The organism is Alcanivorax sp. (genome assembly GCF_040118815.1).
In the GTDB taxonomy this organism is placed as follows: domain Bacteria; phylum Pseudomonadota; class Gammaproteobacteria; order Pseudomonadales; family Alcanivoracaceae; genus Alcanivorax.
The window spans coordinates 1-11,762 of sequence record NZ_JBEDTC010000023.1 but is presented as its reverse complement, the minus strand read 5'-3'; the positions used below and the strand labels follow the sequence as shown (position 1 = coordinate 11,762).

The 11,762-nt window shown below is 53.7% G+C and carries 16 protein-coding genes; 13 read left to right on the top strand and 3 right to left on the bottom strand.

What is annotated here, in order from left to right; genetic code table 11:
- The 8 genes from ABNH18_RS16855 to ABNH18_RS16820 form a co-directional block, all read left to right on the top strand.
- On the top strand, positions 1 to 337 hold a 337-nt coding region (locus tag ABNH18_RS16855; RefSeq protein ID WP_349383955.1), incomplete at its 5' end, for a hypothetical protein.
- A gap of 22 nt (positions 338 to 359) precedes the next feature.
- A complete protein-coding gene (locus ABNH18_RS16850; protein WP_349383954.1) occupies positions 360 to 614 on the top strand; it encodes a hypothetical protein in 255 nt (84 codons plus the stop codon).
- 21 nt (positions 615 to 635) lie between these two features.
- Complete coding sequence (locus tag ABNH18_RS16845; RefSeq protein WP_349383953.1) at positions 636 to 881, top strand: hypothetical protein; 246 nt, start codon at positions 636 to 638, stop codon at positions 879 to 881.
- A gap of 288 nt (positions 882 to 1,169) precedes the next feature.
- Positions 1,170 to 2,408 carry a hypothetical protein gene (locus tag ABNH18_RS16840; RefSeq protein ID WP_349383952.1) on the top strand — a complete coding sequence of 413 codons (1,239 nt, stop codon included), beginning with the start codon at positions 1,170 to 1,172 and terminating at the stop codon, positions 2,406 to 2,408.
- A 5-nt stretch (positions 2,409 to 2,413) separates the two neighbouring features.
- Entirely contained in the window at positions 2,414 to 2,734 is a 321-nt protein-coding gene (locus tag ABNH18_RS16835; RefSeq protein WP_349383951.1) for a DUF2523 family protein, read from the top strand.
- Between the two features lie 15 nt (positions 2,735 to 2,749).
- Positions 2,750 to 3,988, top strand: coding sequence for a zonular occludens toxin domain-containing protein (locus ABNH18_RS16830; RefSeq protein ID WP_349383950.1), 1,239 nt, complete (start codon positions 2,750 to 2,752; stop codon positions 3,986 to 3,988).
- Between the two features lie 125 nt (positions 3,989 to 4,113).
- Positions 4,114 to 5,376, top strand: a complete 1,263-nt coding sequence (locus ABNH18_RS16825; RefSeq protein ID WP_349383949.1) for a phage replication initiation factor — start codon at positions 4,114 to 4,116, stop codon at positions 5,374 to 5,376.
- The gene (locus ABNH18_RS16820) at positions 5,373 to 6,374 is read left to right on the top strand and encodes a phage integrase (protein ID WP_349383948.1); all 1,002 of its coding nucleotides are present in this window, start codon (positions 5,373 to 5,375) and stop codon (positions 6,372 to 6,374) included. Before ABNH18_RS16825 ends, ABNH18_RS16820 begins: the two co-directional genes overlap by 4 nt.
- Positions 6,375 to 6,554: 180 nt before the next feature.
- Here the strand turns inward: ABNH18_RS16820 and ABNH18_RS16815 are convergent, their stop codons facing one another.
- Together ABNH18_RS16815 and ABNH18_RS16810 are read right to left on the bottom strand one after the other, a co-directional pair.
- A complete protein-coding gene (locus ABNH18_RS16815; protein ID WP_349383956.1) occupies positions 6,555 to 6,923 on the bottom strand; it encodes a helix-turn-helix domain-containing protein in 369 nt (122 codons plus the stop codon).
- On the bottom strand, positions 6,845 to 7,165 hold the full coding sequence (locus tag ABNH18_RS16810; protein WP_349383947.1) for a type II toxin-antitoxin system RelE/ParE family toxin: 321 nt from the start codon (positions 7,163 to 7,165) through the stop codon (positions 6,845 to 6,847). The genes ABNH18_RS16815 and ABNH18_RS16810 overlap by 79 nt, the downstream gene beginning before the upstream one ends.
- A 363-nt stretch (positions 7,166 to 7,528) precedes the next feature.
- Between ABNH18_RS16810 and ABNH18_RS16805 the strand changes: the two genes are divergently transcribed.
- Positions 7,529 to 7,825 (top strand): hypothetical protein, encoded by a 297-nt coding sequence (locus tag ABNH18_RS16805; RefSeq protein ID WP_349383946.1) that lies wholly within the window; start codon positions 7,529 to 7,531, stop codon positions 7,823 to 7,825.
- 757 nt (positions 7,826 to 8,582) lie between these two features.
- Here the strand turns inward: ABNH18_RS16805 and ABNH18_RS16800 are convergent.
- On the bottom strand, positions 8,583 to 9,326 hold the full coding sequence (locus ABNH18_RS16800) for a hypothetical protein (RefSeq protein ID WP_349383945.1): 744 nt from the start codon (positions 9,324 to 9,326) through the stop codon (positions 8,583 to 8,585).
- 498 nt (positions 9,327 to 9,824) lie between these two features.
- Here ABNH18_RS16800 and ABNH18_RS16795 point away from each other — a divergent pair, with 498 nt between their 5' ends.
- Genes ABNH18_RS16795 through ABNH18_RS16780 form a run of 4 tightly spaced genes read left to right on the top strand, consistent with a single transcriptional unit; the run spans position 9,825 to position 11,084 of the window.
- The gene (locus ABNH18_RS16795) at positions 9,825 to 10,034 is read left to right on the top strand and encodes a DNA-binding protein (RefSeq protein ID WP_349383944.1); all 210 of its coding nucleotides are present in this window, start codon (positions 9,825 to 9,827) and stop codon (positions 10,032 to 10,034) included.
- Positions 10,035 to 10,036: 2 nt separating this feature from the next.
- Positions 10,037 to 10,504 carry a hypothetical protein gene (locus ABNH18_RS16790; protein WP_349383943.1) on the top strand — a complete coding sequence of 156 codons (468 nt, stop codon included), beginning with the start codon at positions 10,037 to 10,039 and terminating at the stop codon, positions 10,502 to 10,504.
- Positions 10,501 to 10,779 carry a hypothetical protein gene (locus tag ABNH18_RS16785; protein WP_349383942.1) on the top strand — a complete coding sequence of 93 codons (279 nt, stop codon included), beginning with the start codon at positions 10,501 to 10,503 and terminating at the stop codon, positions 10,777 to 10,779. The genes ABNH18_RS16790 and ABNH18_RS16785 overlap by 4 nt, the downstream gene beginning before the upstream one ends.
- A complete protein-coding gene (locus ABNH18_RS16780) occupies positions 10,776 to 11,084 on the top strand; it encodes a hypothetical protein (RefSeq protein ID WP_349383941.1) in 309 nt (102 codons plus the stop codon). Before ABNH18_RS16785 ends, ABNH18_RS16780 begins: the two co-directional genes overlap by 4 nt.
- Positions 11,085 to 11,762: the final 678 nt, after the last annotated feature.

Sequence of the window (11,762 nt, the reverse complement as noted above, 5' to 3'; positions counted from 1 at the left end):
CCAAGCAACACCAAACCAAAACCAGAGGACACACACCATGGAAAACTACCTGAACCTCATGATCATCGGCGCCACCCGCTACGACATCGACGGCAACCGAGGCGGCTCACTCTGGGCTTATTCCCCAGCCGAAGCAGACGACGACAACCGCGTTGGCAACGAAGTGATGAAAATCGCCTGCGACTGGAAGCACATTGACCAGCTTCGCAACCACGCCGAACGCCTCCCGGCCATGTTCGTGGTCAAAGCCCAGATGAAAGCCGGGCAGGGCGGCAAGATCACCTTCAAGGCCCTGGACATGAAACCCCAGGACCAAGTGAAGAAACCAGCGGCCTGATTACCAGAAACAGGACTGAAGAATGCCAACCATCCAGAACTACCAATGCACCGGCACCCTGACCAGCGAAGTCATCAGCGGCAATGCAGTCATGGCCTGCAACGGTGGTACCTGGACGGTGCAACAGATTCAGCAACAAGACGTTGAAACCGTCTTTGCTGAATACCTTTCGCCCGATCCTGAAATGATCGGCCTCGTCATGGGTTCCGGCCTGGTCTTCTGGGCCATCGGAATCGGCTTGAGCCGGGTAATCCAGGTCATGCGAAAGGTCACTTAAACCAAACCGGAGAACATCGCTATGCCAGAAGTAATCGAAATGAAACAAGCCAAAAACGGCGTCTGGGCTCGTCGCAGCGCCAAAATCGGAACCGCCCTGGTAGCAGGGTTTGCAGCCGGCACCGCAGCGGCCGTGGATCACTCCGCAGCCATCGACGGCGCCTTCACTGACGGTTCCACCAACGTCACCACCGCCGTCACCGGCGTGATTGCCCTGGTCGCCATCGTGACTGGCCTGGGCATGATCGTCAGCATCCTGCGCCGGTAATGTTTACCGGAGTCCTCATTGGGGCCCTCTGGGCCTCAATGTTCGCCCTCGGATACAACGGCAACTAGCGCAAAACCCAGAGGGCCGGAACATCGGCCCTTTTTTATGACGGACAACCCCATGCCCAGACTGTTTCCCCTTCTTGTCGGCGCTCTTCTTTTCTGGACCTCACAGGCGGTGCTGGCTGGCTTTCCGCCATTGGGGCCTGACGACGTGGTGGTCTGGACCAAAACAGCCAGTAAAAACTATACGTCCGAGTCAGGTCCGGGCAGTTCGCCTGAGGAAACCATGAGGCCACAGGCCGAAGCCTACCGGGAAAACTGCGAAAGAAATCACCCGGATAAAGTCTGTGTCGTTCAATCGTTCTCGGACGACCCGGAAGTCCGATTTGTTGACCAGGGCGTCACCTATTATCGTTGGAACGGTGGCGCAAGGATGGTTGCCAAGTCGGACACGTGCGAGCTCCTTACCCACGAACCCCACCCGGAAACCGGCGAAGCACCGGCCGCCTGTTCGTGCCAACCAGGATGGATCGACACCGGCAACACAAACGGCATCCAGTGCCAGGTCCAGGAAGAGAAAGAAGCCTGCGCCGAGAACGGCGAATACTACGAACAAGGCGGCTACTGCGTGGCGGAGTGCGCCTCCGGGTCCTCACTCGGCAGCATCTGCCTGGACAACCCCAATTCGGAATGCACCTCAGACTCCGACGACTACGTCGGCAGTATTGGCTTCGGTGGCAATAAAGCCTCCGTCTGCGGTGACAACCAGTGCCCCAACGGCGGCGACTACGCGTTTAAGCAGGACAGTGACGGCAACTATCAAGCCCAGTGTCTTCCAGGTGATGCCAATCCGCCCGAATGCCCCCAGGGGACCGCCGTCGTCATCGGCTCCGACAACGTCAGCTTCCAGTGCAACGAAATCAGTTACGACGACCCCGACAACCCGGACGATCCCGATAACCCCGATGGCTCAGACGGCGACAGTGACGGTGATGGGGAAGGGGACATTACCGGTATCACCGGCCAGCTCAACGACATCAAAAAGCTCCTGGGCAAAGGCAACACCAACACCACCAACATCAACGAAACCCTCAAAGGCATCGGCAAAAGCATCAACGACGGCACCCAATCCATCACCGACGCCATCGGCAACATACCCGGCGGCGGTGGAGGTGGTGGCAACGATGGCGGTGGTGATGGTGACGGCGACGGAGAAACCCCGGACCCCGTCACCTGGAACGGCGACCCCATCGACACCGAACTGACGGACCCCACCGAAGACTACGACCAGGTCATGGCTGACTACCAAGCGAAGATCAACGAAATCAAAGGCGAGGTACAAGCGATGTTCAGCACCAACCTGGCCGGTGGTGGCTCCGTCGACGACAACACCAAATCCATCATGGGGGTCGACGTGAACTTCTCCCTCAATCGTTTCCTGGCTGGCTTCGACATCCTCGGGGCCATCGTCCTGTTCTGCGCCGCTTTCATCAGCGCCGGCATCCTGTTCACTTCTAGGGGGTAATCACCATGGAATTCATCGCGGATTTTTTCGACGCCATCTGGCAATTCTTCGACAGCATCCCGGCCCTGATCGACGACTGGATGGTCAAGGCCGGTGCCTGGATCGTCATCGCCGCCACCAAAGCCAAGATCGCCTTTATCGGCTTCAGCTGGAGCGTGGCCCAGGAAGTGCTCAACCAACTGAACGTCTCCAGCACCATCGAAACCTACTGGGGCCAACTGGATTCCCAGGTCCTGGGCGTGGCCACCTACCTCAAGCTCCCGGAGGCCTTCAACATGATCATCAATGCCAGAGTCACACGTTACGTCATGGACGTCATCGGCTAAGGAGGGCACACCACCATGAGCATTGTCATTCACCACGGCCACCCTGGTTCCTATAAATCCTTCGGTGTCCTCCAGCGCCATGCGATCCCCGCGCTCAAGGAAGGGCGCACCATCGTCACCAACATACGGGGCTTCGACTCCATCGAGAAAGTCGAGCAAGCCCTACAACTAAAAGAACCGCTCCCGGAAGAAGCCGCCATTCTCAATGTCGATACCGAAGGCCGGGAAGCGAAAGCCTACATGGCCCGCTGGTTCCACTGGGCCCCCCAAGGCGCCCTGGTCATCATCGACGAAGCCCAGGCCATCTACCCGGCCAAGCGTAAGGACTTCAGGCCGGAAAACCTGGACTACCCAGGCGGTGAGGACCAGGCCAAACAGGACGAACGTCCCGCCGACATGTTCGAAGCCTACGACATGCACCGGCACTACAACTGGGATGTGTTCCTTTGCACCCCGAACATATCCAAAGTCCACACCGACATACGACAGGCTGCCCAGGTGGCCTTCCGTCATTACTCCATGGGTGAACTGCTGCCCTGGAAAAAAGGCAAATGGAGGGAAGTCGAACATGATCCAGAGAACAATGGTAAGGCCAAAAGCCATGCATACGGTGTCCCGAAAGAATACAAATCGGACCCAACCATCTTCCAGACCTACCAGAGCACGAAAACCGGCGACCATCAGTCCAATCAAGGACCCCAAAGCGTTTTTAAAGATAAACGCGTTGTGGGCTATCTTTCGCTGTCAGTCGTTTCTCTACTGGTGTTCGCCGCGCTTGCGGTCAATATTTTCCAAAGGGAAAGGACTGTCAGCCCGGTTGATCCGTCGAACATTCAAAGCATCGACGCGGCTGGCCCTGATGCTCTGTCTGATGGTCGTAATGTCCGCGATCCTCAAGCTGATCCTGAGAACGGCGGTCGCCTAGCCAATAACAACCAGGGCAACCCACACAAACACCCCTTCCAGGATGCCGCCCTACGGATCGCCGGCAACTTCAACCGCGCCTACCTGTTCCACGGCCAGGACCGACAGGGGGATTTCTCACTGACCCAACGGGACCTGTTCAACTACGGCTACCGGGTGCTCTACCTCAGACCCTGCTACGCCCAGCTGTGGTGGGAAGGGGAGAAGGTCCAGGATATCTATTGCCAACGCGACCGCATCAGAGAGCCGGACCCACGACCACAAATCGAGCCGGACACTTACCCGGTCGAGGTGCCCAACCCCTTAATGAAAGCGAAAGAAGAGGCGTAGCCCGCGAACAGCCGCGACGATGGCGAGGAGCGGCAGAGAGCGGGCGGAGCCCGGAGACGTCCCTGTAACACGTCTCATAGATACCGTTTCAACGGTTCAATAACAGACAGAAAGGAACACTACAGATGATTACCGACTTTGAACGCTTTGATATTCACACTGGAGAGATTGGAGAGGGGGATCTGTTCATCGGTCCTGATGGTCAGCAGATCAACCTGGAGCACGTCAACGTGCTTTGGACCGGTGTTGATACCGTCCGTCAGTTGTTCCAGGGCAGACTGAAACCCGAAGTGCTCGCCGTGATCGCTACCGCTTACGAAGGCAGCTTCAATGCAATGGTGACCATACGAGGTATTGAATTCAGGGTTCAGTCTGGACGCCGTGGTGGCTTCAAATACCTGCTTCAGAATCGTGAGTATGGCTTAACCCTCCTGGTGCAGAACTTTTACGCCGAGAGTGACACCCAGGGTACACACGTCAAAATCGAAACCTCGCCCCGCTGGCTCTATGAGCGCTCCAGCCATCAGATCCACGATGAACTGACAGAGTGGGGCATGTTCTTTCTGAATGGCATCAATCCTGTAGGGATTGCTTTGCACCTCGCGGTCGATTTCCAGGGCTGGGAACCACCTCAGGACTTCGCCCAACACTTCGTCACTCGTGCCAAAACGGTCAGTGTTCACAACGGTATGAGCGATTTCCATTTCCAGGGATTGGAAGGCAGTACGGTGAACGGTCGTGGTGAAACGTACACCTTTGGCAAAGCCAACAGCCTCCAGGTCTGCATTTACGACAAGTCCAAAGAGGTCGATGTCTCCGACAAGCGCGCCTTTATGGAAGGCATCTGGGAATGTGCTGTGAATGAAAACAGCTTTCCGGACACCTGCTACGACCCAGACAAACCCGTCTGGCGCCTGGAAATCCGCTTCCATCACCGCATCGTGAACGAGATTTCCCAAGGCACCCCCGGCATGAAACCGATTTACACCTACATGGACGCCGTGCCCCACCTGACAGGCCTGTGGCAATACGCTCTCCAGGGCAACCGCTACGAAGTGAAACGGGACCGCGTGCACCCGATTTGGACCAAGCTTAGGGAGGACATAGGTTTCGGCTATTCAGCTCCAGATTTGATGTACAAACGCGTAAAAAAGGAACCCGGTTGCGGCAACGAAAAGAACGTCTCCCTGGCCTTCGGCAATCTGTTGTCGATTTATGCCCGCAACCGGTTTTCCACTCGTAGAGCCTGGGAATGCCTGAAGCAATCGGGCCTTTGGGATGACCTTCTGAACTACTACCAACGCCGGGAACTCACCAAAAACGAACTGTACCAGCTCGTCGAGGACGGACTGATAAAACGACGACTACTGAGTAAGGTGGCAGCGTGATTTCGAAGACCGAAAACGGCTGGAAGGTGGATTTCTATCCCAATGGAAAGACAAACGGGCCCAGGGTCAGGAAGCAGGGTTTCAAAACCCGCCTCGATGCGCTCCAGTTCATGAGGGACTATGGCAAAAAGCAGGAAGGATCGTCTGAACGGCTCCGGGATCTTGTGAAGCGTTGGTATGACTTTCACGGCCATACGCTCAAAGATGCCAAGTATCGTCTATCCAGGACCTACGCCATTTGCGACCGCCTGAAAAATCCCAGGGTGAAAGACTTCACAGCGTCGGACTGGCTGGAATATCGCGCCTGGAGGATGCAGGAAGTCACACCCGGTACCTGCAACCACGAACAGCGTTACCTCTCGTCCGTGTTTGCCGAACTCGTCAGGATCGGACACCTGAAAACCAACCCGATCGGCCCGGTTCGTCAGGTCAGGGTCAAAGAACGGGAGATGTCCTTTTTGACGATTCCCCAGTGTGAACACCTCCTGGAAGAATGCAAAGCCAGCTCCAACGAATTCGTATGGTCTGTCGCGTCCATTTGCCTTGCGACCGGTGCCCGCTGGATCGAAGCGGAAACACTCACGCAATCCAGTTTTGTATCCGGCAAAGTGATATTCAGGGACACGAAGAACGGAAAGAGTAGGGCGATACCCATTGATCCGGCCTTACAGGCTCGCGTCCTTGAGTGCGCTTTACCTGGTCCAGGGCGTTTGTTCGGTTCTTGCCGCTCGGCGTTCAGGTCAGCTTACGAGAGAACAGGCTTTTCAACGCCTCACCAGTTGACCCACATTCTACGGCACACCTTCGCGAGTCATTACATGATGAACGGAGGGGATATTCTGACCCTTCAGCGGATACTGGGTCACGCGAGTATCACAATGACTATGCGCTACGCGCATTTGTCACCGGACCACCTGGAGTCAGCAATGCGATTGTCCCCAATGAGTAACCTCGGGGGACAAAAAGGGGACAACAACGAAAAAAGGGCTACAGCGTGAACTGTAACCCTTTGAATTCTGGTAGCAAGGGGCGGAGTCGAACCGCCGACCCCGGCATTATGAGACCTGTGTGACAGGAACACAACCGTACACAAAAGTTCAATAACAACAGGTTAGCTTAAAGGCTAGTACACTAACGGTCATAAAAGCGCACGGCGGTAGTCAACGGGGCAACCGACATCAGGCGGATTCACGGCTGTCTTCAACAGCTTCCAGCTTCACCCGAAAACCACACGCAGCGGCATACTTGCTGAGCGTGCCCCAGCTCGGATTACCTTTGCCATGCTCAAGTCTTGAAATGTTACTTTTGTTGGTTCCAAGTTTTTTGGCAACCTCCTCCTGGGTAAGACCAGCTGAAGACCTCATGGTGACAAGCTGACCAATCAGGCTGAACTCATCCTGGAGGGCATCGTACTCCTTCCGGACGTCGGGGTTTTCCAGTGCTTTTTGCTTAAAATCTTTAAAGCTCTTCATTTTCTGATCTCCTTCAACCGCTCTTTGGCAAGTTCCAGGTCTTTTTTGGGTGTCTTCTGATCTTTCTTCACGAATACGTGCAAAACGATGATTCGCTTGTCCTGCATGTAGCAGAAGATACCTCTACCGATCCCTTCTTTTGCTTTCGCCCGGATTTCGAACAATTCATCGCCCAGCGGCTTTGTGTGCGGTTCGCCTAGATTGGCTCCGTGCTCTTCCATCAGATCCATCAAGCGAAGCATTCTCGCCTGGATCTTGGGTGGCATTTTCGCTAGGTCTTCGTCTACCTTCCCGTATAGCTCAATTTCCCAGGCCATCTACACTCCTATTCCTTTGTTGTGGTTATCATAAATGACAACCTGGGGTTTGTGGAAATACCAGTATGGAATAAGAAGCCCCCCGCTTAATCTATAGGGTCAGTGAGCATCGTTCTATGAGACCTGTCTGAGATGTCCATTAAGGTGCTAATTCTTTCAAAAGCAATGGTCTAAATACTATTTCCATCCAGTAACATCAGCAAATGGGCACTTCAGCGGGCCAGTGGTCGACGGCTAGGTCTGCCTGGGAAAGCCCTTTGAGTGTTGAAAGATGGGCGGAGTGCCCTCATAGATTACACTCTTGTTAATGTGATATTTTTCGCACTGATACACGAATATGGAATTTTCCTTATGGACAGAAACGTGCAAGACCTCTACTATAAAATACTACAAGTTGCTAACAATTTTTTGCGCAATGCTAAGATGTTCGAAATTTCCGTACTCAGGGACCATAACCCTACGTACGAGGAGCTAGCCAAAATAATGCAACAAGTTGCAACACTTGTTCACGAACTGGCGGACGACTTTGACCCTATTATGGCCTACAATGCGTTCGAGTATGCATCAATGATGGGCAAAATGGGTGTTGCAATTAGGGACGAAAATGAGGCAGAATTACGTGCCCTTGTCGATGAGCTTGACAAGAAGCCTTTTCTATGAGAACGGAGCGAGGAGGCGTTTATGAGTGATAAACAGCTGAAAATCAGGCGAGCCCTGAAGCTTTTGGACCGCGCAGAGCATCTACTTGACGCGGCGTATGCCGACCACAGCAAGAAAGTCTTGCCCAAAGCGGCTTAAACAACCGAATTTCAAAACCTCGCATGAGTAGATCTTGCGGGGTTTTTTTTTGCCTTGATGGTTTGTTGCATTCTTTCCACTTACGAGAAAGTGAGTTTTGAGGTCAGGGCTCCGCCTCCATCAATGCAGAGCTTGGGCGATCTGGAGCTTAGTTCTGTCTCGTAAATTGAGTTTCTGGCTATCCAAAACCCTTTAAGACTTACTTGTCACCCGTCGGTATATTTGCTCTTTTTGATAACTCTACTAGCCTCTTAAATATGTACTGAAATTGGATATGGAGGTTTTCGTGCCGCATTTTGTGATAAACAAAAATCCTCAAGATAATGGCGATCATGAGGTTCATAATTTGGATGCGCCTTGTAATTACATGCCGAATCCTGAGAATCAGATCTCACTCGGAGGCCATCCCTCTTGTAAGGAAGCAGTAGCATTGGCGAGAAGTAATTGGCCGGATAATCGTATTAACGGCTGCTACTGGTGTGCAAATTTGTGCCATACCAGCTAGTACTATTGCTGACTATCCTGAGAAGGGGCTTCTTTTAACAAGGCTTAGTTCAACTGAACGGTGGGATTTAGCTGAAGCCTCAGGTGAGGGAGTAGGTGTCGCTATTAGGTTGTTTTAGTTCTTTTTCAGTGTTCCTATTAGATTAAAGTAAGTCTTTTCGTCGATTTCTAGCCTGAAGGTATAAGTTCCGGGGGTAAAATTTGGCCGGTATTGATGTTTCTTTATTGCTTCTGATTCAAAGTGCTTGTAGATATCGTCAATGTTTAAATTGTTTATTTCTTCTTTTATATTTTTATAATGAAATGCCATTTTGTTTCGGGCAATCCCGATTAAGCGAGGGCATATATATATTATGCCATCCCATAGTTTGTCATTAAGGTAGTATGTTCTTACTAATCTAGGGGTGTCTATGTGGAGTATTTGTTTTTCATTGTGGTGGGGGTATAGGGCGACTAAGTTGAGGCTATGCTCACCTATGTTTCCGGAGTGAGCGATATAGTCATGGCGGAGCCTCATTACTGTATCATGTATTTCCTTATAGCCTTCTGGTACGTGGCTCCGTTCTAGCTTCGCTTTTCCTTTTGCTGACTTAGTGAAGCATCTAGCGTAATTTATTATTCCGCTTATGAAATGGGCATTTATGTTGTCTTGAATTCCAGGCTCCTTGCTCCTCTTTCTGAATTCTTGTATATACTCAGCACTTTTTAGGCATTTGGTCAAAATCATTTCGATTGACTCGTATCCTGAAAATAGTCTCGAGTGTTTTGATTCATACTTTATCGCAAAAACCTCTTTTCCATCTATTTTTACTGAGCTTTTTGAATTTGGGAAATCTATAGGTGTTAATTTCACATTCATGAACAAGATACTCTGTAATTCCCATGTGACTTAGTTAGCAGGCTGCCGTCTCTGGAACCATCTCTCCATGACCTTTTTGGTAACTGCTATCCCTCGGCTTGACTGTCTAACTTTGAGTTCACCTCGTCGTACTCAGGGCTTGTTTGGCCTACTTCCGGCGCGATATTCCCGCTTATGAGCCAAAGAGCGTACCTTGGAAAGAGTCTTTCAAGAACCTCTAGTTCGTTCGTGCTGATTCTGATGTTTCTATAGCGCACGCTCTTCCACCTGGCGTGACCTATCTCGCTTTCTCTGATTAAGCGATCAAAGCCTGCCTTAGATATTAACTGCTTAGCTCTATCTTCTATTGATGACATATCGATCTAAAAAACAGGCGAAATTTTGCGGGGTAAATTATTTACCTTCCGCGCATGGTTTGCTATTCTGGCTATAGTTAAATTATTGAACTACCATTATTGCACTTTAAAGTCCGTTTTTGACCGTTTCGAGCCTCTGACCATGATAGACGAACAACTAGCCGAGCGCATTAAAGACCTGAACTGGCCGCCACTGATGGATTGGCGCGAGTTCGCCGACTGGGTCCGAGTAGACCAGGGCGTAGTAGAAGGCTGGGTTAAGCGCTGCTACATCCCGACCCACAAGATCGGACGCCACCGCATGGTCAATATCCCTCGTCTACTGGAACAGATGGAAGCAGAGGAGATCTGAGCATGAAGCCCTTAAACCGAGTCGGACAAAAAGCCCAGACCATCGTCCGTGTGGCTCACCACAAAGGCCGCACCTTGTCCTGCACCGTCTTCTTTTTTAACGGCACTGAATTCGTGGCGTCCTCCGAACGCCTGGGCCCCGCCCGACTGTTCCGGCCTGGAACCGTCGCTGTCAGCGCCTCAGGCCGCCAATGGATCGCCGTAGGCGGTAACCGCATCCACGGTGCCACCGGCTGGCGTTTCGTGTCTCCCTACGTCGACCAGGGCCCCATTGACCACGACGCCGTCCGCCTCATCGACAACCCCAGGGCCCTGAAGATCCGCGCCAAACTGGACGCCTACCTGGAGTACTACCAGAGCGTCAAAGGCGTTCTTCCCCGGTCTGTTGTCCTTCGCCGCGAACAACTCGCCACCTGCGGCGCAATGCCTGGACAACTCTATAGAGGCATCCGCCTGGAGGCCTTCTCATGACCCCGGAACTGCGCCAACGCAAACAGCAAAGCCTCCAGTCCGTCGTCAACGTCGCTGTGCACCTCCACACCACCGGCGAATGGGACGCCTACTGCGACAGCATCACCAAGCTCCTGGGCATGGCCGACGCCTTCAACGAGCTCGACGATGGCCTGTTCAACTTCGCCATGGACTGCGTTAACGCTCTGTCCCGCTTCACGCTCCAGACCACCGTCACCGACTTCAACACCTGGGCCGCCAACCATGCGCCCGAACACGTGAGGGCAGCGGCATGACACAACGGAACCACAACCCAAGTTTTGCCTTCCAGGGCCCACCCTCGTCCTCTGCACTCACCCCGGATGCCCTGGAAGGCCTTTTAGACACCCTCCTGCAGCGCCTCAACCACCTGCAGGACGTCCGCACCGACTACCCGTGCGACTACCTCGCCCGCTGCAAAGCCGGCTTCACCGACGCCCTCATCCACGAACTGGAAGCCAGAGGCCACCACAGCCCGGCCTTTGATCGCCTGATCCAACTGCGCGACGCCTGGGACTGCGGAACCCTGGATCTCCCCAACGTCACGGAGCACCAACCATGAGCCACATCCCCCCAAGAAAAACCAAACCCGACGACAAAGAACGCCGCTTCTACGTCAGCGCCCCCAGCTCCTGCTACCTGCAATTGCAACAGGAAGCCGTCCAACGAGGCACAGACCTCTGGACCCTGGGAGGTGCGGTCCTGCGCTCCTGGCTAGAGGCCGGCTGCCCCGATCTTGGCTTTCAGGCCCAACCCCCTGAACAGCCTTCGAGTCCGCCCCCGTCATCGTCACCACTCGCGCACGATCAGGGGGCCGGACAGTGAGCGCTGCAAGGCTGGCGCGCAGCGCCAGGGCCACCGGCCCCCTGGCCTTGTGGCGGTCACTGGCTGGTCCACAGTGCGCACAAAGAGTGGTGAGGATGCCGGGGGAGGACGGCCGCCCCTTGATTCCGAGCCATGAGCACAAGAGGCAAGCGGAGCGCGGCAGGCGACAGGGATCGTTACCCGTAAGGGTGGGCACCTTAGTGCCCAGGAGCGCAGCGAGTAGAGCCCGCCCCGTAAGGGGTCGCAATACCCAGGTTTAAACCGCCCGGAGTTTCCGGGAATCACAACCCAAGCAACACCAAACCAAAACCAGAGGACACACACCATGGAAAACTACCTGAACCTCATGATCATCGGCGCCACCCGCTACGACATCGACGGCAACCGAGGCGGCTCACTCTGGGCTTATTCCCCA

What these genes read in the sequence shown, in the direction of transcription:
- ABNH18_RS16850 (WP_349383954.1), top strand. Translation starts at nt 360, where the DNA reads ATGCCAACCATCCAGAACTACCAATGCACCGGCACCCTGACCAGCGAA.
- ABNH18_RS16825 (WP_349383949.1), top strand. Translation starts at nt 4,114, where the DNA reads ATGATTACCGACTTTGAACGCTTTGATATTCACACTGGAGAGATTGGA.
- ABNH18_RS16840 (WP_349383952.1), top strand. Translation starts at nt 1,170, where the DNA reads ATGAGGCCACAGGCCGAAGCCTACCGGGAAAACTGCGAAAGAAATCAC.
- ABNH18_RS16780 (WP_349383941.1), top strand. Translation starts at nt 10,776, where the DNA reads ATGACACAACGGAACCACAACCCAAGTTTTGCCTTCCAGGGCCCACCC.
- ABNH18_RS16795 (WP_349383944.1), top strand. Translation starts at nt 9,825, where the DNA reads ATGATAGACGAACAACTAGCCGAGCGCATTAAAGACCTGAACTGGCCG.
- ABNH18_RS16835 (WP_349383951.1), top strand. Translation starts at nt 2,414, where the DNA reads ATGGAATTCATCGCGGATTTTTTCGACGCCATCTGGCAATTCTTCGAC.
- ABNH18_RS16810 (WP_349383947.1), bottom strand. Translation starts at nt 7,165, where the DNA reads ATGGCCTGGGAAATTGAGCTATACGGGAAGGTAGACGAAGACCTAGCG.
- ABNH18_RS16800 (WP_349383945.1), bottom strand. Translation starts at nt 9,326, where the DNA reads ATGAATGTGAAATTAACACCTATAGATTTCCCAAATTCAAAAAGCTCA.
- ABNH18_RS16845 (WP_349383953.1), top strand. Translation starts at nt 636, where the DNA reads ATGCCAGAAGTAATCGAAATGAAACAAGCCAAAAACGGCGTCTGGGCT.
- ABNH18_RS16790 (WP_349383943.1), top strand. Translation starts at nt 10,037, where the DNA reads ATGAAGCCCTTAAACCGAGTCGGACAAAAAGCCCAGACCATCGTCCGT.
- ABNH18_RS16830 (WP_349383950.1), top strand. Translation starts at nt 2,750, where the DNA reads ATGAGCATTGTCATTCACCACGGCCACCCTGGTTCCTATAAATCCTTC.
- ABNH18_RS16785 (WP_349383942.1), top strand. Translation starts at nt 10,501, where the DNA reads ATGACCCCGGAACTGCGCCAACGCAAACAGCAAAGCCTCCAGTCCGTC.